Annotated in this window: 18 protein-coding genes; 8 read left to right on the plus strand and 10 right to left on the minus strand. The window is 73.8% G+C overall.

Features of this window, described 5'->3' with window-relative positions; genetic code table 11:
* Nucleotides 1-94: 94 nt before the first annotated feature.
* Both ACXKR8_RS19655 and ACXKR8_RS19660 read right to left on the minus strand, forming a co-directional pair.
* On the minus strand, nucleotides 95-595 hold the full coding sequence (locus ACXKR8_RS19655; protein WP_458274204.1) for a DUF3017 domain-containing protein: 501 nt from the start codon (nucleotides 593-595) through the stop codon (nucleotides 95-97).
* Nucleotides 582-1,433 (minus strand): bifunctional methylenetetrahydrofolate dehydrogenase/methenyltetrahydrofolate cyclohydrolase, encoded by an 852-nt coding sequence (locus ACXKR8_RS19660; protein WP_458274205.1) that lies wholly within the window; start codon nucleotides 1,431-1,433, stop codon nucleotides 582-584. Before ACXKR8_RS19660 ends, ACXKR8_RS19655 begins: the two co-directional genes overlap by 14 nt.
* 214 nt (nucleotides 1,434-1,647) lie before the next feature.
* Here ACXKR8_RS19660 and ACXKR8_RS19665 point away from each other — a divergent pair, with 214 nt between their 5' ends.
* The 3 genes from ACXKR8_RS19665 (at nucleotide 1,648) to ACXKR8_RS19675 (ending at nucleotide 3,439) form a co-directional block, all read left to right on the plus strand.
* On the plus strand, nucleotides 1,648-2,145 hold the full coding sequence (locus ACXKR8_RS19665) for a DUF4190 domain-containing protein (RefSeq protein ID WP_458274206.1): 498 nt from the start codon (nucleotides 1,648-1,650) through the stop codon (nucleotides 2,143-2,145).
* 115 nt (nucleotides 2,146-2,260) lie between these two features.
* The gene (locus ACXKR8_RS19670) at nucleotides 2,261-2,608 is read left to right on the plus strand and encodes a DUF2752 domain-containing protein (protein ID WP_458274207.1); all 348 of its coding nucleotides are present in this window, start codon (nucleotides 2,261-2,263) and stop codon (nucleotides 2,606-2,608) included.
* Nucleotides 2,609-2,680: 72 nt separating this feature from the next.
* Complete coding sequence (locus tag ACXKR8_RS19675; RefSeq protein WP_458274208.1) at nucleotides 2,681-3,439, plus strand: RDD family protein; 759 nt, start codon at nucleotides 2,681-2,683, stop codon at nucleotides 3,437-3,439.
* An 83-nt stretch (nucleotides 3,440-3,522) separates the two neighbouring features.
* Here the strand turns inward: ACXKR8_RS19675 and purH are convergent, their stop codons facing one another.
* Both purH and purN read right to left on the minus strand, forming a co-directional pair.
* Complete coding sequence (gene purH / locus ACXKR8_RS19680; RefSeq protein WP_458274209.1) at nucleotides 3,523-5,106, minus strand: bifunctional phosphoribosylaminoimidazolecarboxamide formyltransferase/IMP cyclohydrolase; 1,584 nt, start codon at nucleotides 5,104-5,106, stop codon at nucleotides 3,523-3,525.
* A 91-nt stretch (nucleotides 5,107-5,197) separates the two neighbouring features.
* Nucleotides 5,198-5,872 (minus strand): phosphoribosylglycinamide formyltransferase, encoded by a 675-nt coding sequence (gene purN, locus ACXKR8_RS19685; RefSeq protein WP_458274210.1) that lies wholly within the window; start codon nucleotides 5,870-5,872, stop codon nucleotides 5,198-5,200.
* Between the two features lie 347 nt (nucleotides 5,873-6,219).
* Here purN and ACXKR8_RS19690 point away from each other — a divergent pair, with 347 nt between their 5' ends.
* A complete protein-coding gene (locus tag ACXKR8_RS19690; protein WP_458274211.1) occupies nucleotides 6,220-7,164 on the plus strand; it encodes a hypothetical protein in 945 nt (314 codons plus the stop codon).
* Here ACXKR8_RS19690 and ACXKR8_RS19695 read toward each other — a convergent pair.
* Nucleotides 7,079-8,578 carry a cell division protein PerM gene (locus ACXKR8_RS19695; protein WP_458274212.1) on the minus strand — a complete coding sequence of 500 codons (1,500 nt, stop codon included), beginning with the start codon at nucleotides 8,576-8,578 and terminating at the stop codon, nucleotides 7,079-7,081. The two genes, ACXKR8_RS19690 and ACXKR8_RS19695, sit on opposite strands and share 86 nt — an antisense overlap.
* A gap of 78 nt (nucleotides 8,579-8,656) precedes the next feature.
* On the opposite strand from ACXKR8_RS19695, the gene ACXKR8_RS19700 reads away from it, so the two are divergent.
* Complete coding sequence (locus ACXKR8_RS19700) at nucleotides 8,657-9,679, plus strand: RNA polymerase sigma factor (protein WP_462100602.1); 1,023 nt, start codon at nucleotides 8,657-8,659, stop codon at nucleotides 9,677-9,679.
* Nucleotides 9,680-9,763: 84 nt separating this feature from the next.
* Here ACXKR8_RS19700 and sucD read toward each other — a convergent pair whose 3' ends face one another.
* Entirely contained in the window at nucleotides 9,764-10,648 is an 885-nt protein-coding gene (gene sucD, locus ACXKR8_RS19705; protein ID WP_458274214.1) for a succinate--CoA ligase subunit alpha, read from the minus strand.
* Between the two features lie 20 nt (nucleotides 10,649-10,668).
* The gene (gene sucC / locus ACXKR8_RS19710) at nucleotides 10,669-11,841 is read right to left on the minus strand and encodes an ADP-forming succinate--CoA ligase subunit beta (protein ID WP_458274215.1); all 1,173 of its coding nucleotides are present in this window, start codon (nucleotides 11,839-11,841) and stop codon (nucleotides 10,669-10,671) included.
* A gap of 507 nt (nucleotides 11,842-12,348) precedes the next feature.
* On the opposite strand from sucC, the gene ACXKR8_RS19715 reads away from it, so the two are divergent.
* Complete coding sequence (locus tag ACXKR8_RS19715; RefSeq protein ID WP_458274216.1) at nucleotides 12,349-12,852, plus strand: ATP-binding protein; 504 nt, start codon at nucleotides 12,349-12,351, stop codon at nucleotides 12,850-12,852.
* A gap of 19 nt (nucleotides 12,853-12,871) precedes the next feature.
* Here the strand turns inward: ACXKR8_RS19715 and ACXKR8_RS19720 are convergent, their stop codons facing one another.
* The 3 genes from ACXKR8_RS19720 to ACXKR8_RS19730 are packed head-to-tail and all read right to left on the minus strand — an operon-like array spanning nucleotide 12,872 to nucleotide 17,608.
* On the minus strand, nucleotides 12,872-14,065 hold the full coding sequence (locus ACXKR8_RS19720; protein ID WP_458274217.1) for a VWA domain-containing protein: 1,194 nt from the start codon (nucleotides 14,063-14,065) through the stop codon (nucleotides 12,872-12,874).
* Entirely contained in the window at nucleotides 14,062-16,482 is a 2,421-nt protein-coding gene (locus tag ACXKR8_RS19725; protein WP_458274218.1) for a DUF5682 family protein, read from the minus strand. Before ACXKR8_RS19725 ends, ACXKR8_RS19720 begins: the two co-directional genes overlap by 4 nt.
* Before the next feature lie 31 nt (nucleotides 16,483-16,513).
* Nucleotides 16,514-17,608: an ATP-binding protein gene (locus tag ACXKR8_RS19730; RefSeq protein ID WP_458274219.1), complete on the minus strand. Its 1,095-nt coding sequence runs from the start codon at nucleotides 17,606-17,608 to the stop codon at nucleotides 16,514-16,516.
* A 135-nt stretch (nucleotides 17,609-17,743) separates the two neighbouring features.
* Between ACXKR8_RS19730 and ACXKR8_RS19735 the strand changes: the two genes are divergently transcribed.
* On the plus strand, nucleotides 17,744-19,168 hold the full coding sequence (locus ACXKR8_RS19735; protein WP_458274220.1) for an SWIM zinc finger family protein: 1,425 nt from the start codon (nucleotides 17,744-17,746) through the stop codon (nucleotides 19,166-19,168).
* Complete coding sequence (locus ACXKR8_RS19740; protein WP_458274221.1) at nucleotides 19,165-20,685, plus strand: DUF5691 domain-containing protein; 1,521 nt, start codon at nucleotides 19,165-19,167, stop codon at nucleotides 20,683-20,685. Before ACXKR8_RS19735 ends, ACXKR8_RS19740 begins: the two co-directional genes overlap by 4 nt.
* The last annotated feature ends 7 nt before the right edge of the window (nucleotides 20,686-20,692 follow it).

A 20,692-nucleotide genomic window follows, 5' to 3' on the forward strand; every position in this document is an offset into this window, starting at 1 on the left:
GTCAGGTTATCCCAGCGAGACGGATGCGTGTGACGACGGGCGGAGACGCGAGAGCGTCCTTCGTCACGTTTTCCCCAGCACTGGCTCTGGAGCCCTAGCTCTGGTCCCTTCCGAAGAACCGGGCGATATCGGTGACATAGGGGATGGTGATCACCGGATCCGGTTCCGCCGCCAGCGCCAGCACGATGATGGCGGCGCCGAGCACGCCCATCACCACGATGTCGGTGAACCGGCTCCGCACCGCGAGCATCCCGACCTCGGGCAGCACCCCGCGCAGCACGCAGCCGAGCAGCAGCGCCACCCCGATGGTGATCACGCCGGGACGGAAGTCGTCCAGCGCGGTCACCGCCAGGCCGACGCCGACCAGGGTGAGCACCACCACTATCGGCCACTGCCGGACCGGGACCGGCTGGCTGCGGTCCGCCGCCGCCGCGGAGCCCTCCGGCGGAAAGGTGCCGACGGTCTTCTCCGGACGGCGGCGGGACTTGGCTCGCGCCCGCGCCCGTTCCGGCTGCTCCGGGACGGACTCGTCCCCCGTCGCGGGGGACGAGTCCGCCGTCGGCTCCGCGGTCGGCTCGGAGTCAGCTCGCGGCACGCTCGGCCGCCTCGACCACATTGCTGAGCAGCATCGCCCTGGTCATCGGCCCGACCCCGCCGGGGTTGGGCGACAGCCAGCCGGCCACCTCGGCGACCGCCGGGTCCACGTCCCCGACCAGGCCGTTGGCGTCACGGCTCACGCCGACGTCCAGCACCACCGCGCCCGGACGCACGTCCGAGGGCTTGACCAGGTGCGGCACTCCGGCCGCGGCGACGATGATGTCGGCCTGGCGCAGGTGCGCCGAGAGGTCGCGGGTGCCGGTGTGGGTGAGGGTGACGGTGGCGTTCTCGCTGCGGCGGGTGAGCAGCAGCCCGATCGAGCGGCCGACGGTGATGCCGCGGCCGATGACCACGACGTTGGCGCCGTTGGTCTCCACCTTGTGCCGGCGCAGCAGCTCGACGATGCCGTTGGGGGTGCACGGCAGCGGCCCCTCGATGCCCAGCACCAGGCGGCCCAGGCTGACCGGGTGCAGCCCGTCGGCGTCCTTGGCCGGGTCCATCAGCTCCAGGACGCGGTTCTCGTCCAGGCCCTTGGGGAGCGGCAGCTGCACGATGTAGCCGTGGCAGGTCGGGTCCGCGTTGAGCTCGCGGACGACGTCCTCGACGTCCTGCTGGGTGGCGGTCGCGGGCAGCTCGCGCTGGATGCTGGCGATGCCGACCTGGGCGCAGTCGCGGTGCTTGGCGCGGACGTAGGAGTGGCTGCCGGGGTCGTCGCCGACCAGCACGGTGCCGAGGCCGGGCTGTACGCCCCGGGCCCTCAGCGCTTCGACGCGGACGGCGAGCTCGGACTTGATCGCGGCGGCGGTGGCCTTGCCATCGAGAATCTGGGCGGTCATGGAGCCATTCTCGCGGATCGGGGAGCGTCCGCGCACAGCGCCCTGCTGCTGGGGGCAGGGTTGGCGGCGATGGCCGGGGGAATACCCGGATTGTTCGCCTCCGATTGCAGTACCACTACAACTCCGATCCGAGGCGTGAACGCGATGGACAGCGCGCGCGGAGATGGCAACGATGGTCGTGCGAGAGTAACGGCATCAAATTTCGGGGGAGACCGTGAGCAACCCGTACCAGCCGCAGGACCCGTACAGCCAGAATCCCTACGGTGAGCAGGCGCCGCCGCCGCCACCGCAGCCGGGGTACGGCTACCCGCAGCAGCCTCCGCCCCCGCCGGGCGCGCCGTACGGGCAGGACCCCTACGCGCAGCAGCCCCCGCCGCAGCAGCCGGGGTACGGCTACCCGCAGCAGCCCGGCTACAGCGGGTACCAGCAGCCGGGCTACGGCGGCGGCTACGGGCAGACCGGCGAGAACAACGGCATCGCCGTCGCGTCGATGGTGGTCGGCATCGTCTCGATCGTCGGCATCTGCTTCTTCGGCGGCTTCCTCGGTCTGGTCGCGCTCGGGCTCGGCATCGGCGGGCTGAACCGGTCCAAGACCACCGGCACCGGCCGCGGCCAGGCCATCGCCGGGATCGTGACCGGGTCGGTGGGGGTCCTGGTCGCCGTCATCCTGCTCGCCGCCATCCTCAGCAGCCCCAGCTTCAGCACGTACTGACCGCCGCCCCGCCATGAGCAGCGACCAGGTGACAGCGTTCCGCCCTGTCCCGCCCGCATCTGTCCCGCCCGCCCCTGCCGCAGCACGCGCACCGCTCTCGCGGCGCCTCCGCGACGTGCTGCTCCGGGGTGGCGGCGCGGGTGCGGCCGCGGTGGCCGTCGCCGCCCTGCACTCGGCGCACGATCCGGGGGTCGTCTGCCCGCTGCGGCTGCTGACCGGCATTCCCTGCCCGGTCTGCGGCAGCACCACGGTGTTCGTCGAGCTGGGCTCGGGCCACCCGCTGGCGGCGCTGCTGGCGAACCCGTTCACCGTGCTGTTCGGCCTGGGCCTGCTGCTGGCGCCGCTGGGACTGCGGGGCTGGTGGCAGGGACGGTCCCAGCGGCTGCGGGTGGGCGTGCTCGTTTCCGCGGCGGTTCTGTCCTGGTTCTGGCAGCTGCACCGGCTTGGACTGCTTTCCCACTGACTGTCAGACAACTCCGATAATCTCACCGCGCGCTCACCTTTTATCCATCCACTCTCCTGTCCGGAGGACCGCATGAGTTACCCGCCCGATCCCAACAATCCCTATGCACAGCAGCCCCAGCAGCCCCAGCAGCCGCCGCAGCAGCCCGGCTACGGCTACCCGCAGCAGCCCCCGGCCCAGCCGCAGTACGGCTACCCGCAGCAGGGAGTGCCGCCGCAGGGCGCGCCGCAGGACCCGTACGCCCAGCCGCCCGGCTACGGCTACCCGCAGCAGCCGCAGCAGGACCCCTACGCCCAGCAGCAGGCCGGTTACGGCTACCAGCCCGAGGCGTACGGCAACACCGGCGGCGGCTACGGCCAGGGCGCGTACGCGAGTTGGGGGGCGCGCTTCGCCGCGTACCTGCTCGACGGCCTGATCGTCGGGGTGGTCCCGTTCATCCTCTACATCATCGCCGCGATCGCCCTCGCCAGCAGCGAGCACACCTCGACCGACTCCTACGGCTACACCTCGACCACGACCAGTGGCGCGGGCGCCGGGATCGCCGTCATCTTCTACCTGCTGGGCGCGGCACTGGGCCTGGCCGGCGCCCTGTGGCTCTGCTACAAGGAGGGCACCACCGGGCAGAGCCCCGGCAAGAAGATCATGAAGATCCGCCTGGTCCGCGAGGCCGACGGCCAGGTGATCGGCTTCGGGACGGCCTTCGTCCGCAAGCTCGCCCACTTCCTGGACGCCATCGCCTGCTACGTCGGCTTCCTGTGGCCGCTCTGGGACGCCAAGGCGCAGACCTTCGCAGACAAGGTCATGAGCACCGTGGTCGTCAAGGCCCAGTAGCAGCAACGGCAGTACGCGGAGAGGCCCGCTGCCCCCGATCGACGGGACAGCGGGCCTCTGCGCGTGCCGACGGTGCTACCGGCTCAGTGGAAGAAGTGCCTGGTCCCGGTGAGGTACATGGTGACCCCGGCGGCCTTGGCCGCCTCGATCACCAGGTCGTCGCGGATCGAGCCGCCGGGCTGGACGACCGCCCTGACACCGGCCGCGAGCAGGATCTCCAGACCGTCCGGGAACGGGAAGAACGCGTCCGAGGCCGCGTACGAGCCGACCGCGCGCTCCCCCGCCCGCTCGACCGCGAGCTTGGCCGAGTCCACCCGGTTGACCTGGCCCATGCCGACCCCGACCGAGGCGCCGCCCGAGGCCAGCAGGATGGCGTTGGACTTGACGGCCCGACAGGCGCGCCAGGCGAAGGACAGTTCGGCCAGCGCCGCCGGGTCCAGCGCCTCGCCGGTGGCCAGGGTCCAGGTCGACGGGTCGTCACCGGCCGCGTCGATCCGGTCGGCCTGCTGCAGCAGCACCCCGCCGGTGACCGCGCGGGTCTCGATCGCGGCGGCGGCGGGAGTGCCGCGCAGCACCCGGATGTTCTTCTTGCGGGCCAGCACCTCGACCGCGCCGTCCGCGTAGGAGGGGGCGAAGACCACCTCGGTGAAGATCGGGGCGATCTGCTCGGCCAGCTCCACGCTGACCTCGCGGTTCACCGCGATGACCCCGCCGTAGGCCGAGACCGGGTCGCAGGCGTGCGCCTTGCGGTGCGCCTCCGCGACGTCCGCGCCGACCGCGATGCCGCAGGGGTTGGCGTGCTTGATGATCGCGACACAGGGCTCGTCCTGGTCGTAGGCGGCGCGGATCGCGGCGTCGGTGTCCGCGTAGTTGTTGTAGGACATCTCCTTGCCGTGCAGCTGCTCGGCGGCGGCGAGACCGGTGCCGCTGCCGTCCGTGTAGAGCGCGGCGGCCTGGTGCGGGTTCTCGCCGTAGCGCAGCACGTTCTCGCGCTCCCAGGTGGCGCCGAGGAAGGCCGGGAAGCTCTCGTCGTCGGCAGGCGCGTACGCACTGGCGAACCAGGAGGCCACGGCCACGTCGTAGGCGGCGGTGTGGGCGAAGGCCTCACCGGCCAGGCGCTTGCGGGTGGCCAGGTCGAAGCCGCCGGCGGCGACGGCGGAGAGCACGTCCGCGTAGCGGGCCGGGGAGGTGACCACGGCGACCGAGGGGTGGTTCTTGGCGGCGGCGCGGACCATGCTCGGCCCGCCGATGTCGATCTGCTCCACGCACTCGTCGGCGCTCGCGCCGGAGGCGACGGTGGCCTTGAACGGGTAGAGGTTGACGACCACCAGGTCGAACGGGGCGACGCCCAGCTCGGTCAGCTGCTCCCGGTGCGACTCCAGCCGCAGGTCGGCCAGGATCCCGGCGTGCACCCGCGGGTGCAGCGTCTTGACCCGGCCGTCCAGGCACTCGGGGAAGCCGGTCAGCTCCTCGACCGGGGTGACCGGCACCCCGGCCGCGGCGATCCGCGCGGCGGTGGAACCGGTGGAGACCAGCTCGACACCGGCCGCGTGCAGGCCCTGCGCCAGCTCCTCGAGACCGGTCTTGTCGTAGACGCTGACGAGGGCGCGGCGGAGCGGCCGCACGTTCTCTGAAACGGGAGCGGGCTGGTTGCTGCCGGAGCTCATTGCTGAATCCTTTTGGTGTGGGGTACGTCGGTGGGAGTTACTGCGTCGGTGGGAGTTACTGCGTCGGTGGGAGTTACTGCGTCGGTGGGAGTTACTTCTGGGACGGCAGCGGGAGCACCCGGCGGCCCTGGACCCGGTGGCCCTCGCGCGCCAGCCGTCCGACGGCCTCGACCAGCAGACCGCGCTCGACCGCCTTGATCCGCTCGTGCAGGGCCTCGCCGCCGTCCTCGTGGTCCGCGTCGGTGACCTCGACGGCGCCCTGCGCGATGATCGGGCCGGTGTCCACGCCCTCGTCCACCAGGTGGACGGTGCAGCCGGTCACCTTCACGCCGTACGCCAGCGCGTCCCGCACCCCGTGCGCGCCGGGGAAGGCCGGCAGCAGCGCGGGGTGGGTGTTGATGATGCGTCCCTCGAAGCGGCGCATGAAGCCGCCGCCGAGGATCTTCATGAAGCCGGCGGTGACCACCAGGTCCGGGGTGTGCGCGGCGGTGGCCTCGGTGAGCGCGTGGTCCCAGTCGGTGCGCTCGGGGAAGTCCTTGACCCGGAGCACGAAGGTCGGGATCCCGGCCTGCTCGGCCCGGTCGAGACCGGCGATGGAGTCGCGGTCGGCGCCGACCGCGACGATGCGGGCGCCGTAGGCGGGATCGGCGCAGGCCTCGATCAGGGCCTGCAGGTTGGTCCCCGAACCGGAGATCAGGACGACCAGGCGGGCGGGGTTTTCCGGTGCGTTGAAGTCGAGGTGGGGGGCGGTTGGCGAGTACGCCAAGGCTCAGTCCTCCATAACGGCGCGGCCGTCCCCCGGCGACTGGTTCGATCCTGCGCACGGGCACAAACCGGGCACTGCTGGCTGCGAAGGTGGGGTGTCATCTTGTGACCGGCATCCACGTCCGCCGACGGGCCCACGGCGGCGCCACGGGCCGACCAGGAACCCCAGAGGGGCGCCGGTCGTCAGCAACGATACCGGCCCCCGTCACCCGGTTCGCACTGCTGGTCGACGATCATGGGGTGGGGACGCGCCACAGCGGGGTACAGGGTGAGAGGGTGTCCCTCAGCGGGACAGTGCGACAAAGCGCGGGACAGCGGACGTTCACAGGCAGGAGTACGGCGAAGACCATGGTCCAGAAATCGGACAGCGGCACACCTCCCGAGGGCCCGCGCGACCCCTTCGCCCCGCCACCCAAGGACGCACCCGACCGTCCCTGGCAGTCCCGGCAGCACCCGGTGCACCCCGGCGAGCGCGGCTGGGCCAACGAGGACCCGCCGCCGCACGGCCAGGGCGGGCAGGGCGGCCACCAGCACGGGAACAACGGCCAGGGCGGGGAGAACGGCGCCCCGGCGGACGGCAGCGGACAGGGCGGCAACGGACAGAGTGGCAGCGGGCAGGGCGGCGCCCCGGCGGGCGGCGGACAGAACCCCCCGCCGCGGCCGACCGTACCGCCGCCGCACCCCTGGAGCCCCGGCTACCAGGGCTCACAGCCCCCGAACCTCGGCTACGGCCCCTCGCTGCCGCCGCAGCCCCGCTTCGACCCCAGCGACCCGGTGCAGCGGCGGGCCAGGTACGCGCTGCTGAGCGGGATGTGGGGGATCTTCTTCCTGATCCTGGACATCCCGGACATCACCCTGGCGCTGGCCTCCCTGGCGCTCTACTGGTCGATCAGCTCGCTGCGCGGCACCGCGAAGACGCCGGTCACCGCGTTGACGGCCGGGGCGCCCTCGGGCCAGAACGGGCAAGGCGGTCAGGTGGGCCAGAGTGGCCAGGTGGGCCAGCACGGGCCGGTCGGCCAGCCCGGTCCGGTCCCGCCGCCCGCCTATCTGCAGTCGGGCCAGGTGCCGCCCTACTACGCGGCGAAGCCGCAGCTCCCGGCCGCGCTGGGCGGTCTGATCGCCTCCCTGGTCGGGCTCTCGCTGGTGGCGGTCGTCTTCGGCGTGCAGCTGTACTACAAGAACTACTACGACTGCCAGACGAACGCGCTCACCAAATCCGTCTACAGCCAGTGCGCCACCAGCGTGACCCCGGAGCCTCCGCAGTGGCTGCGGAAGCTCGGCGGCGACAACTGATCCTCCAGCGCAGCAGCACCGCCCCGGGCACCCCGGTGGCGGCGGTCCAGGCCAGCACGGCCAGCCCGGTCCGCCAGGGCGAGGGGCCGACCTGGGCGAGCGCGGCCGTACCGAGCGCACCGCCGGACGCGGCCGCGCACAGGGCGGCCAGCAGGCCGGTCCCCAGCGCGGCGGCGAGGGCGACCTCGGCCGTCGCGATCGGCCCCCAGCTCCGTCCGCCGCTCTCGGCCGCTCGGCCGACGATCACCGCGGCCACCGCGCCCGCGGCCGGCGCCAACGCCAGGGTGAGCAGCCCCAGCACCGTCCGACCAGGCCCGGGCAGGGCCGTGAGCAGCGGAAACGCAGGTACGTTCACGACCGCCGCGGTGCCGGCGCCGGTGCCCAGCGGGCCGAGCCAGCCGCCGAGGGCAAAGCCAGGACCGGTCGCGTAGGCGGCGCCCCAGACCGCGGCATTGGGCAGCACCACCGCGCAGAGCAGCAGCAGCGCCAGCCGTCCGGCCAGGTCCGGGGCGGTCTGCGCGGCCATCGTCCCGGCCGCGCCGAAGTGCGTCAGCAGGGCGGCCAGCAGGACCAGGCCGCCCACACCCAGCAGCGCCGCGCCACCGCCCAGGGCGGCCCGCAGGGCCACCGCGGCGCCGCCGGGGGCCCGGGTGCGGTCCGGCAAGGCGGGGACGGCGATGGAGACCTTCGGCAGTCGGCTCGACAGTCGGCCCCACCACTCACCGAGGGCGCCCCTGGGGACGCCGGGGATTCTGGGAACGCTGGGGACCGGGTACCCGCCGGGGCCGGTCCCCATCCGTACCCCCAGCGCGGCGACCGGCAGTGCGACCAGGGCGACCCGGCCGAAGGCGGCGAGCGGGGCGGCCAGGCCGATCGGCCCCGCCGTGGCGGCGGCCACGGCGACGGCGGCGACCAGCAGATAGCCGGCCCCGAGGCCGAGCAGGGCGGACCAGGCGTGCGGCTCGGAATCCGGTTCCGCCTCGTCCTGGCCGTCGTCCTCGTCCGCGTCCTGGTCCTGGTCCTGGTCGGAGGGCGGCTGCGGTGAGCCGGCCCGGACCCCGGCCCGGTACAGCGGCAGCAGCGCCAGCACGCTGACCAGCAGCGGCGTCACCGCGAGCGGCACCCCCGGGCCGCCGTAGCCCGGAGAGCCGTAGGTGGCCGGGCGGACCAGATCCGCCCCGTGGGCCAGCAGCCAGACGCAGGCGGCGAGGTGCACCACCCCGCCGGGGCCCGCCACCACGTACGGGGTGACGATCCACAGCAGCAGTATCGGCAGCGCCACCAGGGCCAGGCCCAGGCCGGCCGCCACCGCCCCGCCGATCAGGCCGCCCCTGAGCGCCGCCAGCTCGACCCCGGAGGCAAGGGCCCGCTGCCGCGCCGCCACCGGGCGCAACCGCTCCATCAAGAACGCCATGCCCCACCATGCGCCGAGAAACCACCCGTTATGCCCACCGACATGGCAGTTGTCACTCTTCGGGAAAACAATTCGTATATGTCACTTATCGGGTCGGTGGAGACCTCGGCGCAGGCTCCTGCCCCTGCCGTCTTCGAGGCGCTGCACCAGGACTCCTACACACGCGTGGCCCAGCAGACCTTCCTACTCACCGGGCACCGGCGGCGCGCGGAACGCTGCGCCGACCGGGCCTTCCAGCTGGCCTGGAGCAACTGGGACACGGTCGGGGCGGACCCCTCCCCCGAGGGCTGGGTCCGGGCCACCGCGTTCGAACTGGCGCTCTCGCCCTGGCACCACCCCAGGCTGCGCCGTGCGGACCCCGGCAACGGCCTCGGCGCAGCGGACCAGCTGCTGCTGGCCGCGCTGCTGCGGCTGCCCAAGGCCCAGCGCCGGGCGCTGGTGCTGCACGACGCGCTGGGCCTCAGCTGGGAGCAGGTCGCCCAGGAGGTGGAGTCCAGCACCCCCGCGGCCTACGGGAGGGTGGTCAGGGCCCGGCTGGGGATCGCCAGGCAGGCCCCCAAGGCGGCCGGCGCCGACGCCCGGAAGCCCGGCTTCGCCCGACGCCTGGGCCCGCTGCTGCGCGGCCTGGCGGTGCGCGGCTGCCCGGCGCCGGACGGGGCGCTGCCGTCGAACCAGCTGCAGCGCCGGGCCAGACTGCACGAGGGCGGGGTGAACGCCGCGGCCGGCCTGGCCGTCGCCGCGGTCGCGGGCGGCGTCATCGCCGGTCTGGCGCTGGGCACCCCCTGGCACCCGCCGACCCCCGCCTTCATCACCTTCGGCCACCGCGCGGCGCCGCCGGCGTTCGTCCTCCCGGCCGGACCGGTGACGGCCGCCAAGACGGGACCGGGCGCCAAGACGGCGCCGGTCAGCACGCCCGTGCCGACCGCTGCCGTGGCGCGGAGTTCGGCGGATGCGGACCGGATGCGGGCGCCCGCACTGCCTCTGAACCTGTTCCGCTTCCCTGCCACCGCGCCCGCCCACCCGGTCGCCCGGGTCGCGACCCCGTCCCTGCTGGCCGTGCCCTCCGGCGACCCCGCCCGAGCCCCAGAACCTGCGCGCTGACCAGCCCGTTCTGCTGACCCGGACAGCACGGAGCCGCCCCGCACTGAACCCTCCAGTGCGGGGCGGCTCCGCCGTGCTGTGGTCCTACTTGAGGATCAGCTCGCGCGCCAGGCGGGCGGTCTCGGACGGCGTCTTGCCGACCTTGACCCCGGCGGCCTCAAGGGCCTCCTTCTTGCCCTGGGCCGTGCCGGAGGAGCCGGAGACGATGGCGCCGGCGTGGCCCATGGTCTTGCCCTCGGGCGCGGTGAACCCGGCCACGTAGCCGACGACCGGCTTGGTGATGTGCTCGGCGATGTACGCCGCCGCACGCTCCTCGGCGTCGCCGCCGATCTCGCCGATCATCACGATCAGGTCGGTGTCGGGGTCGTCCTGGAACGCCTGCAGGGCGTCGATGTGCGTGGTGCCGATGATCGGGTCGCCACCGATGCCGACGGCGGACGAGAAGCCGATGTCGCGCAGCTCGTACATCATCTGGTAGGTCAGCGTGCCCGACTTGGACACCAGGCCGATCCGGCCGGGCTTGGTGATGTCGCCCGGGATGATGCCGGCGTTGGACTGGCCGGGGGTGATCAGGCCGGGGCAGTTCGGACCGATGATCCTGGTCTTGTTGCCCTTCTCGCCCGCGTACGCCCAGAACGACGCGGAGTCGTGCACCGCGATGCCCTCGGTGATCACGACGGCCAGCGGGATCTCGGCGTCGATCGCCTCGACCACGGCGGCCTTGGCGAAGGCCGGCGGCACGAAGATGACCGAGACGTCGGCGCCGGTCGCCTTGATGGCCTCGGCCACGGTGCCGAACACCGGGACCTCGGTGCCGTCGAAGTCGACGCTGGTGCCGGCCTTGCGCGGGTTGACACCGCCGACGATGTTGGTGCCGTCAGCCAGCATGAGGCGGGTGTGCTTCAAGCCGGTGGCACCGGTCATCCCCTGGACGATGACCTTGCTTTCCTTGGTGAGGAAGATAGCCATGGTTGTGGAGTCCTCGTCCCTTACTTCGCAGCCAGCTCGGCGGCCTTGTCGGCCGCTTCGTCCATGGTGTCCACACGCTGCACCAGCGGGTGGTTGGCGTCAGACAGGATCTTGCGACCCAGCTCCGCGTTGTTGCCGTCCAGGCGGACGACCAGCGGCTTGGTGACGGCCTCGCCACTGGCCGCGAGCAGCTCCAGCGCCTGCACGATGCCGTTGGCGACCTCGTCACAGGCGGTGATGCCGCCGAACACGTTGACGAACACGGACTTGACGTCCGGGTCGCCCAGGATGATGCCCAGGCCGTTCGCCATCACCTCGGCGGACGCGCCGCCGCCGATGTCGAGGAAGTTGGCCGGCTTCACGTTGCCGTGCTTCTCGCCGGCGTAGGCGACCACGTCGAGGGTGCTCATCACGAGACCCGCGCCGTTGCCGATGATGCCGACCTCGCCGTCGAGCTTGACGTAGTTGAGGTTCTTGGCCTTGGCCGCGGCCTCCAGCGGGTTGGCGGCGGCGTGGTCCACCAGCGCCTCGTGCTCGGGCTGGCGGAAGTCGGCGTTCTCGTCCAGGGAGACCTTGCCGTCCAGCGCGACGATCTTGCCGTCACCCGTCTTGACCAGCGGGTTCACCTCGACCAGCAGGGCGTCCTCGGCGATGAAGACCTTCCACAGGCTCTTCAGGACCTCGGCGATCTGGTCGGCGACGTCGGCCGGGAACTTGGCCGCCGCGACGATCTCACGGGCCTTGGCGTCGGTCACGCCCTCGTTGGCGTCCACCGCGACCTTGGCCAGCGCCTCGGGGTTCTCGACCGCGACGACCTCGATCTCCACGCCGCCCTCGACTGAGGCCATGGCCAGGAAGGTGCGGTTGGTGCGGTCCAGCAGGAACGAGACGTAGTACTCGTCCCTGATGTCGGCCGTCTGGGCGAGCATCACCTTGTGGACCGTGTGGCCCTTGATGTCCATGCCCAGGATCTGACCGGCCTTGGCCACCGCGTCGTCCGGGTCGGAGGCCAGCTTCACGCCGCCGGCCTTACCGCGGCCACCGACCTTGACCTGCGCCTTGACGACCGCTCGGCCGCCCCATTCCTCAGCGATCGCCCGCGCCTCTTCAGCGCTTTCGATGACTGCACCGCCCAGCACCGGTACACCGTGCTTGGCGAAGATGTCCCTCGCCTGGTATTCGAACAGGTCCACGCGCGTCCGTCCTTGTGATCGCGACTTCGAAGTGGTCGGTCACAGAAGGGCCGGCCACCCCTATCTTCCCAGCGTGCCGCCCGAAAGCTCGCCGCTGTGGCCGTCGTGGCAGTCGGTACGCGGAGCCCCGGGGGAATCTCGCGTCCAGCCTCTCGCCCCGCTACGGGGAGCACACGGCCTGGCGGTCGGACGGGCAGGCATGTCCGTCTCGCAGGTTATCCCCGTACGACGTGCGTGTTTCACCGTGAGCCTGGCTGAGCCCGGTGATAACCGTCACAGCGGGCGCGTCGCCGGGTCGGACCGCGATCGTCCCAGGGGGAGCGCGCCACTCCCCTCACTTCGGAAAATTGCGCCCCGATAAGGCGAATCCCGCCAAGGAAGTTGCTTCTGCAACCTTACTCGGGGAGTGTTTCTTGAGTAACGGTGAACACACAGACCGTAGCGACGCCGCGCGCGGAGCCAGTGGAGACCCTGCTTCGTACGACTGCCCCCAGAAGCGGATGCTCGATGCACAGCGCACGCCATCGCGTTCAGACCCCTCCGGATCCCGAGCCGGAGCCGGAGGCGCCTCCCGAACCGGGCCGGGCCGAGCTCGGCAGTGCCCGCAGCACCTGGGCGATGGACCGCCAGGCCGCGGCCACCTTCCCGGCTGCGCCCGAGTCGGTCGCGACCGCCCGGCGCTTCGTCCGGATCACCGCGGCCATGTGGCGGCTGTCCGGCGACACCCTCGCCGACGCCGAGCTCTGCATGTCCGAGCTGGTCTGCAACGCGGTCACGCACACCCGCAGCAGCCGGGTGCACTGCCGGCTCTGGAGCGCGCGCGGCGTGCTCTTCCTGGAGGTCGACGACGAGGACCGGCGTGACCTGCCGCAGCTGGAACGGGCCGAGGACGAGGACGAGCACGGCCGCGGCATCCTGCTGATCGACACCTTCGCCACGGCCTGGGGCGCGGTGCCCCGGCCTGGGTGCAGCGGCAAGACGGTCTGGGCCGCGCTGAAGCTGCCTCTTTGAGTGAAGCTGCCGCTGTGAGTCAGGACTGGTCGGGAACCGGCAGCGGGAGCTTCTGGATCGCGGCGGCCATCACCTCCGGGAAGAGGTCGGGGGTGCAGGCGAAGGCGGGCGCGCCGAGCGCGGCCAGCGCCGCCGCGTGCGAGCGGTCGTAGGAGGGCGCGCCGTCGTCGGAGAGCGCGAGCAGGGCGATGAACTGCACCCCGGAGGCCTTCATCGCGGCCACCCGTTTGAGCATCTCGTCCCGGATGCCGCCCTCGTAGAGGTCGCTGATCAGCACCACGACGGTGTCGGCGGGGCGGGTGATCCTGGACTGGCAGTAGGCCAGCGCGCGGTTGATGTCGGTGCCGCCGCCGAGTTGGACCCCGAACAGCACGTCGACCGGATCGGTCAGCTGTTCGGTGAGGTCCACCACCGAGGTGTCGAAGACCACCAGACGGGTGCTCAGCGAGTGCATCGAAGCGAGCACCGCGCCGAAGACCGAGGCGTGGACCACCGAGGCGGCCATCGACCCGGACTGGTCGATACAGAGGATGACCTCCTTCCGCACCGCGTTCTGGGCCCGGGCGTAGCCGATCAGCCGCTCCGGGACGACGCTGCCGTGGGCGCGCTCCCCGGTCGGCTCGATGTAGTTCTTGAGGTTGGCGCGGATGGTGCGGTTCCAGTCGATGTCCCGGTGCCGGGGCCGGTTGACCCGGGCGCTGCGGTCCAGCGCGCCGCCGACCACCGAGCGGGTCCGGGTGGCGATCCGGCGCTCCAGGTCGGTGACCACCTTGCGGACCACCGCGCGGGCGGTCTCCCTGGTGGTCTCCGGCAGCGCGCGGCCCAGCGAGATCAGCGTCCCCACCAGGTGCACGTCCGGCTCGACCGCCGCCAGCATCTCCGGCTCCATCAGCAGCTGGGCCAGGCCGAGCCGTTCGATGGCGTCCTGCTGCATCAGCTGCACCACGCTGGTGGGGAAGTACTCGCGGATGTCGCCGAGCCAGCGGGCGACCTGCGGCGCGGAGCCGCCGAGGCCCGCCTGTCGCGGGGCGCCGCGGTCGACGGCGCCGCCGGTGTCGCCCCGGTAGAGGGCGGAGAGCGCGCGGTCCATCGCGGCGTCGCGGCCGGCGAGTTTGCAGCCGGTGCCGTCGGCCTCGCCGCCGAGCACCAGCCGCCAGCGGCGCAGCCGCGCTTCTTCGGGGAGATCGGGGAGATTCGCGGGGAGAGCGGTCATCGCTGAACCTCCGTCAGTTCTTCTTCCGGGTCGATGCCCAGCAGCAGGGCCGCGGTGGCGCGGGCGGCGGCGGCGCGGTCCTGGTCGAGGGTGTCGGCGAAGCCGGGACGGTCCGAGGCCCGGGCCGACGCGGGCTCCGCCGCGCCGCTGCGGATCCGCTCGCCGATGGTGCGGCGTACGCCGGCCTCGAAGTTGGAGAAGGTGCGGCGCAGCAGCGGCAGCACATCGGGGAAGGCCTCCTCCGGGACCGAGCCGAGCCAGTTGTCGACGAGCCCGAGCAGCTGGGTGTCATGGACCAGCAGCATGCCGCCGCCGGCCAGGAAGCCCTCGATCCACCCGGCGGCCTCCGCCGGCGGCGTCACCGGTGACAGCGCCAGCCCCATCTGCCGAGCGGCCTCCAGCCCGTCCCACACCCCGTCATCCAGCAACAACCGCACGGCGCGTCCGCGCAGCAACCCCGGCACTGTGTCCCGCCCGGCCAGCACCCGCAACGTCCCCACCCACCGCTCCCCCAACGCGGCGCGCCCAGCCGCGGACCGCTCGGGCGCAACGGACTGGGGCTCAGCAGAGCCCGTGCCCGAGGCAGCCTCCGCGCCGGAAGGCGCGACCGCACCCCCGCCGGAGGCGACCTCCGCGCCTGCGTCCGCACCCCCCTCGGCGCGCAGGAGCGCCACCGCGGTGTGGGTGGCGCCCAAGTGGGCGGCCATCGCGCCGGCCCCCTCGGCGTCGAGGCCGGCGCAGGCGGCCGGGAGGCCGATGCAGATCCGCACCGCGAGCCCCTCGGCCAGCTCCCGCAGGGCCCTGGCGTCGGTGCCGCGGACATCGCCGTAGCGGAGCGAGCGGACCAGCGCGGGCAGCGCCTCGGCCAGATGCGCCACGTCGGCGTCCAGCGCGGCGCGGTCGGCCAGCGCCTGGAGCACCGTGGGCAGCGCCTCGGCGAGACCGGCCAGCAGGCAGACCTCGGCGAGACCGGTGACCTCCGCCAGCGAGCCCGCGTGCGCGGCCCGGTCCCGGGCCCTGGCTGTGGCGGCGGCTTCGACGGTGGTGCCCCAGATACCCGCCTCGGCGATGGCCACCGCCAGCTCGGGCTCCCAGCGCAGCAGCCAGCTCTCCCGGAAGGTCCCGGTGTTCCCGGTGCGGGAGGCCGCGGCGCGGCCCCAGTGGATGCCCAGCAGCGCGAGCCGGTGCAGCAGCCGGCTGCGGGCGGCGCCGGTGTCCTCGCGCAGGTCGAGGTCGAGTTCACGTTCGACCGGTTCCGGCTTCAGCCGCAGGCTTCGCTGAAGCCGGGTCAGGTCCCGCTGCAGCGGCACCGCGGGCGCCTCGTCCGGGACCTCGCCCAGGCAGTCGCCGACCACCATCCGGTCCTCGACCAGGGCCAGCGGGACGTCCGAGCCCTCGCACATCACCGCCCGCACCGCGTCGGTGGCCTCGGCCAGGCCCGGCAGCGGACGGCCGCGCATCGCGGCCAGGGTCTCGGCCAGCCGGACCGCCTCGATCACATGCGCGGAGGAGACCGGGTGGTCCTCCTCCCGCAGCAGCGCGGCGACCCTGGTCATCCAGCGGACCACGGTCTGCTCCGGAGAACCGAACAGATGCTGGTACCAGCCGGGCGAGGCGATGCCCGCGCCGTAGCCGGTGTGCTGCGCCAGCCGGCGATGCGTCCAGGGCACCCAGGTCAGCTTGACCTTGACCTTGGGCAGCCCCTTGAGCAGCGCGTTGTCCGCCGCCACCGGCACCTTGGCGGCCAGCGCGGGGACGTGCCAGGCGCCGCAGACCACAGCCACCCGGCGGTGACCGGCCCGCCCGGCGGCCCGCAACTGCCGCCGCATGAACGCCTCCCGCAGCAGGTCCGAGCGTCGCTCCCCGGTCGCCCCGGTCCCCTCAGCAGGCCGCAGCGCCGTCATCGCCTCGGCGATGGCGCGGAACGGCGCCAGCGCGTCCCCGCCCCCCTCCGGGAGCCGGTGCTCCACCGCGTCGTCCCACCACTGCTCCGGATCCTCGTGGCCGGCCAGTCGGGCCAGCTCGGCGATCGGGTCCAGCGGGGCCCGCTGCGCCTCCTCGGTCGGCTCGACCAGCGCGAAGGTGTGCGCCGCCGGGAGGTCGATGAAGTGCACCGGGATCCCCCGGTCCAGCGCGTGCCGCAGCGCCACCCACTCCGGTGAGAACGCGGCGAACGGCCAGAACGCCGCCTGCGCCGGGTTGTCCATGACATGGGCCAGCAGCGCGACCGGCGGCACCATCTCCTTGCCGGCCGCCAGGCCCAGCAGCGGATCGGCCTCGGCCGGGCCCTCGATCAGCACCACGTCGGGCCGGTACTGCTCCAGCGCGGCGGCCACCGCCCGGGCCGATCCCGGCCCGTGGTGCCGCACCCCCAGCAGCACGACCGCCGGCGTCTGCTGCGGTGTCTGACGTTCCATCACACCCCCTCCACGAGTTCGACGGACCGGTTCAGCGGGCGTCCGCGTCACGGCAGCTGCGGTAGAAGTCCTTCCAGTCGTCGCGCTCGCGCACCACGCTCTCCAGATACTCCTGCCAGACCAGCCGGTCGGCGGCCGGGTCGCGGACCACCGCGCCGAGCAGGCCCGAGGCGATGTCGGCCGGGCGCAGCACCCCGTCGCCGAAGTGCGCGGCCAGCGCCAGCCCGCTGGTCACCACCGAGATCGCCTCGGCGGTGGAGAGGCTGCCCGAGGGCGACTTGACCTTGGTCCGGCCGTCGGCGGTGACCCCGTCCCGCAGTTCCCGGAACACGGTGACGACCCGTCGGATCTCGGCCGAGCCGCTGGGGACGGCGGGCAGCTCCAGCGAGCGGCCCAGCTCGCCGACCCGGCGGGCGACGATGCCCACCTCCTCCTCCAGCGAGGCGGGCAGCGGCAGCACCACCGTGTTGAACCGCCGCCGCAGCGCGCTGGACAGCTCATTGACGCCCCGATCGCGGTCGTTGGCGGTGGCGATCAGATTGAAGCCGCGCACCGCCTGGACCTCCTCCCCCAGCTCGGGGATCGGCAGGGTCTTCTCGGAGAGGATGGTGATCAGGCTGTCCTGGACGTCGGCCGGTATCCGGGTCAGTTCCTCCACCCGGGCGGTCATCCCCTCGGCCATCGCCCGCATCACCGGGCTGGGCACCAGCGCGTCCCGGCTGGGGCCCTCGGCGAGCAGCCTGGCGTAGTTCCAGCCGTAGCGGATCGCCTCCTCGGGCGTCCCCGCGGTGCCCTGGACCAGCAGCGTGGAGTCGCCGCTGACGGCGGCGGCGAGGTGCTCGGACACCCACGTCTTGGCGGTGCCGGGGACGCCGAGCAGCAGCAGCGCCCGGTCGGTGGCCAGGGTGGTCACCGCCACCTCGACGATCCGGCGCGGGCCGACGTACTTGGGCGAGATCACCGTCCCGTCCGGCAGCACCCCGCCCAGCAGGTAGGTGGCGACGGCCCAGGGGGACAGCAGCCAGCGCGCCGGGCGCGGACGGTCGTCGGCGGCGGAGAGCGCGGCGAGCTCGTCGGCATAGGCGGTCTCGGCGTGCGGGCGAAGGGCTTCCGAGGCAGCGGGCATGAAGGCTCTCCTCAAAGGGCGTCCGGGTTGCCCACCACTCTGCACCCAGCCACTGACAATCCGACAGGACCCGTCCCCACCTGGGGTTTTCTTCGGGCAGCCGGATTGTCAGTGGTGCCGTCTACCGTCGTTGCCATGGAGGATCGCTGGACACCGGAGCATGTTCTCTCACTCGCCCCCGACGCGCCCTCGCGCAAGGCGGCGACCAAACTCTCCACGCCCGCGCCCTGGTCGGGCACCGGCTGCGACACAGCCACGGCCTCGGCCGCCGTCTGGGGCGAGTGCAGGGGCAGCGGGAGCACCCCGTACCGGGTCGTGGTGGACCTCACCGGGCCCGCCTACCAGTGCAGCTGCCCGAGCCACAAGTTCCCGTGCAAGCACGCCCTCGCCCTGCTGCTGCGCTGGTCGGCGGGCGCGGTCGAGGCCGGCGCGGTCGAGGCGGGCGCCGTCGAGGTCAATGCGGGTGCAGCCGCTGCCCCGGACTGGGCCGCCGACTGGCTGAAGGGACGCCGCCACCGGGCCGAGCAGCGGGCGGCGCGGGAGTCCGACGCCGCCTCGGCCGTTCCCGACCAGGCGTCCCTGCTGGCCGCCGAGCGGCGGCGCGAGCGCCGGGCGGCGCGGGTCGCGGCCGGCGCCTCCGAGCTGGAGGCGCGGCTGGCCGATCAGCTGCGCGGCGGGCTGGCCGACGCCCCGGCCCAGGGCTACGCGGGCTGGGCCGACGTCGCGGCCCGGATGGTCGACGCCCAGGCGCCCGGATTGGCCTCCCGGGCCCGCGAGCTGGGCGCGGTGCCGTCCTCCGGCCCCGGCTGGCCGTCCCGGCTGCTGGAGGAGTACGGGCTGCTGCACCTGCTCGCCACCGGCTACCGGCGGGTGGACGCCCTGCCCGGGCCGCTGGCCGCGACCGTACGGGCCCGGGTCGGCTTCACCGTGGACGCCGCCGAGCTGCTGCGCGGGCCCCGGGTCCGGGACCGCTGGCTGGTCCTCGGCAGCCGCGACAGCGCCGACGAACGGGTCACCACCCGCCGGATCTGGCTGCGCGGCGGCGAGACCGGCCAGGACGCCCTGCTGCTGTCCTTCGGCCGTCCAGGACTCGCCCCGGAGCTGGCGCTGCCCACCGGACTGCTGCTGGACGCCGAGCTGGCCTTCCACCCCGGCGCCCGCCCGCTGCGCGCGGTGCTCGGCGCCCGCTACGGCGTCCCCGCCCCGCCGCCGCCCGCCGCGGCGGTCCCGGCCGGGCTCACCCTGGACGCCGCGCTGGACGCCTACGGCCGCGCCCTGGCCGACGACCCCTGGCTGGAGTCCTGGCCGGTGGCGCTGCACCAGGTGGTGCCCACCCCCACCGCGCACGGCTGGGAGCTGGCCGACCGCTCGGGCCCGCTGTCGACCGCGATACCCGTCGACCGGCGCGGCACCCCGGACGCCGCGCTGTGGCGGCTGGCCGCGGTCTCCGGCGGCCGGCCGATCACCCTGTTCGGCGAGTGCGGCCACCGCGGCTTCGCCCCGGTCACCGCCTGGTACCCGGACGGACCCAGGATCCGCACGCTGGGAGTAGCGGCATGACGAACCTTCAGCAGACCGGCACCGCCTGGCCGGAGCTGGTCAGCACCGCCCTGCTCGGCACCGACCGGCGCCCGCCCGCCACCGCGGTGGACCTGCTGGACCGGGCCGCGCTGCAGGCCGTCCAGCGGCGCTCGGGGCTGCGTCCGGGGCCGGCCGCGGCGGCGGCACCGGCCGAGGCCCCGGCGGACCCCAGGCCGTCCCTGCCGGAGCCCGCGGCCCAGCGGCTCGGCCTGCTGCTGCCGGGGCCTGACGCCTCGTCGCAGGGCTCCGGCAGCCTCGCCAACATCAGCGAGCTGCTGCCGCAGTACCTCACCGCCGCCGCCGGGCACGGCTACCGCGCGCCGGCCGCGCTGGTCCCGCCGCTGCTGGACGCCGCCCGCGCCCGCAGCGAGCTGCGCACCGACGCGGTGCTGCTGGCCGGGCCGCTGGGCCGCTGGCTGGCCGAGCGCAACCCGGACTGGCGCTATGTGCTGCGCACCCCGCTGCCCGGCGACACCGCCCCGGCGGACGAGCGGATCTGGCAGGAGGGCCTGTTCGCGGAGCGGGTCACCCAGCTCACCCGGCTGCGCCGCCGCGACCCCCCCGCCGCACGGGAGCTGCTGCGGACCTCCTGGGCCAAGGAGCGGGCCGAGGACCGGCTGCTGTTCCTCGACGCCCTCCAGGAGCGGCTCTCGGCCGAGGACGAGCCCTTCCTGGAGACCGTCCTCAGCGACCGCTCCAAGAACGTCAGGCTGACCGCGGCGGAGCTGCTCTCCACCCTGCCGGGCTCGGCGCTGGCGCTGCGGATGGCCGAGCGCGCCCGCGCCGCGGTCCGGCTCGCCGCCACCGCGGACGGCCCCCGGCTGACCGTGCATCCGCCGACCGCCTGCGACGCCGCGATGCTGCGGGACGGGATACCGCCGTCCTCCCCCACCGGACGGGCCGACCGGGCGTTCTGGCTGGGCGAGATCCTGGCGGCGACCCCGCTGGATACCTGGCAGGCGGAGTTCGGCCGCCCGGCCGAGGTGCTGGCGCTGCCGGTCTCCGACACCTGGGCGGCGGAGCTGCGCGAGGCCTGGTCCCGGGCCGCGGTCCGGCAGAACGACGCCGGCTGGGCCCGGGCGCTGCTCGCGCATACCCCCGCCACCGGGCCCGCGGGCGGCGGCGCGGCCAAGCTGCTCGGCGTGCTGCCCCCGCGCGAGCGGGCCGACTGGACGGCGTCCCACCTGGACCGGCACAGCCTGGACTCGCACAGCCTGGGCGAGGCGTTCCAGCTGCTGGTCGCCTGCCCGGCGCCCTGGCCGGAGCCGCTGGGCAGCGCGGTGCTGCGGGCGCTGGCCCGGGTCGCCGAGGGCGGCGGCTACCCGTGGAGCCACAGCGGGGTGCTGGGGGTGGCGGAACGGGCGCTGGCCCCGTCGGCGGCGGCCGAGCTGGACGCCCTGGCCGAGGACGCGGGCTCGGCCTGGGCCGAGATGTTCACCCGGCTCGCCGCCACGCTCCGACTCCGCGCCACGATGCTCGCGGAGCTCGCGGGGTAGGCCGCCG

It is taken from the genome of Streptacidiphilus sp. PAMC 29251, from assembly GCF_054208735.2.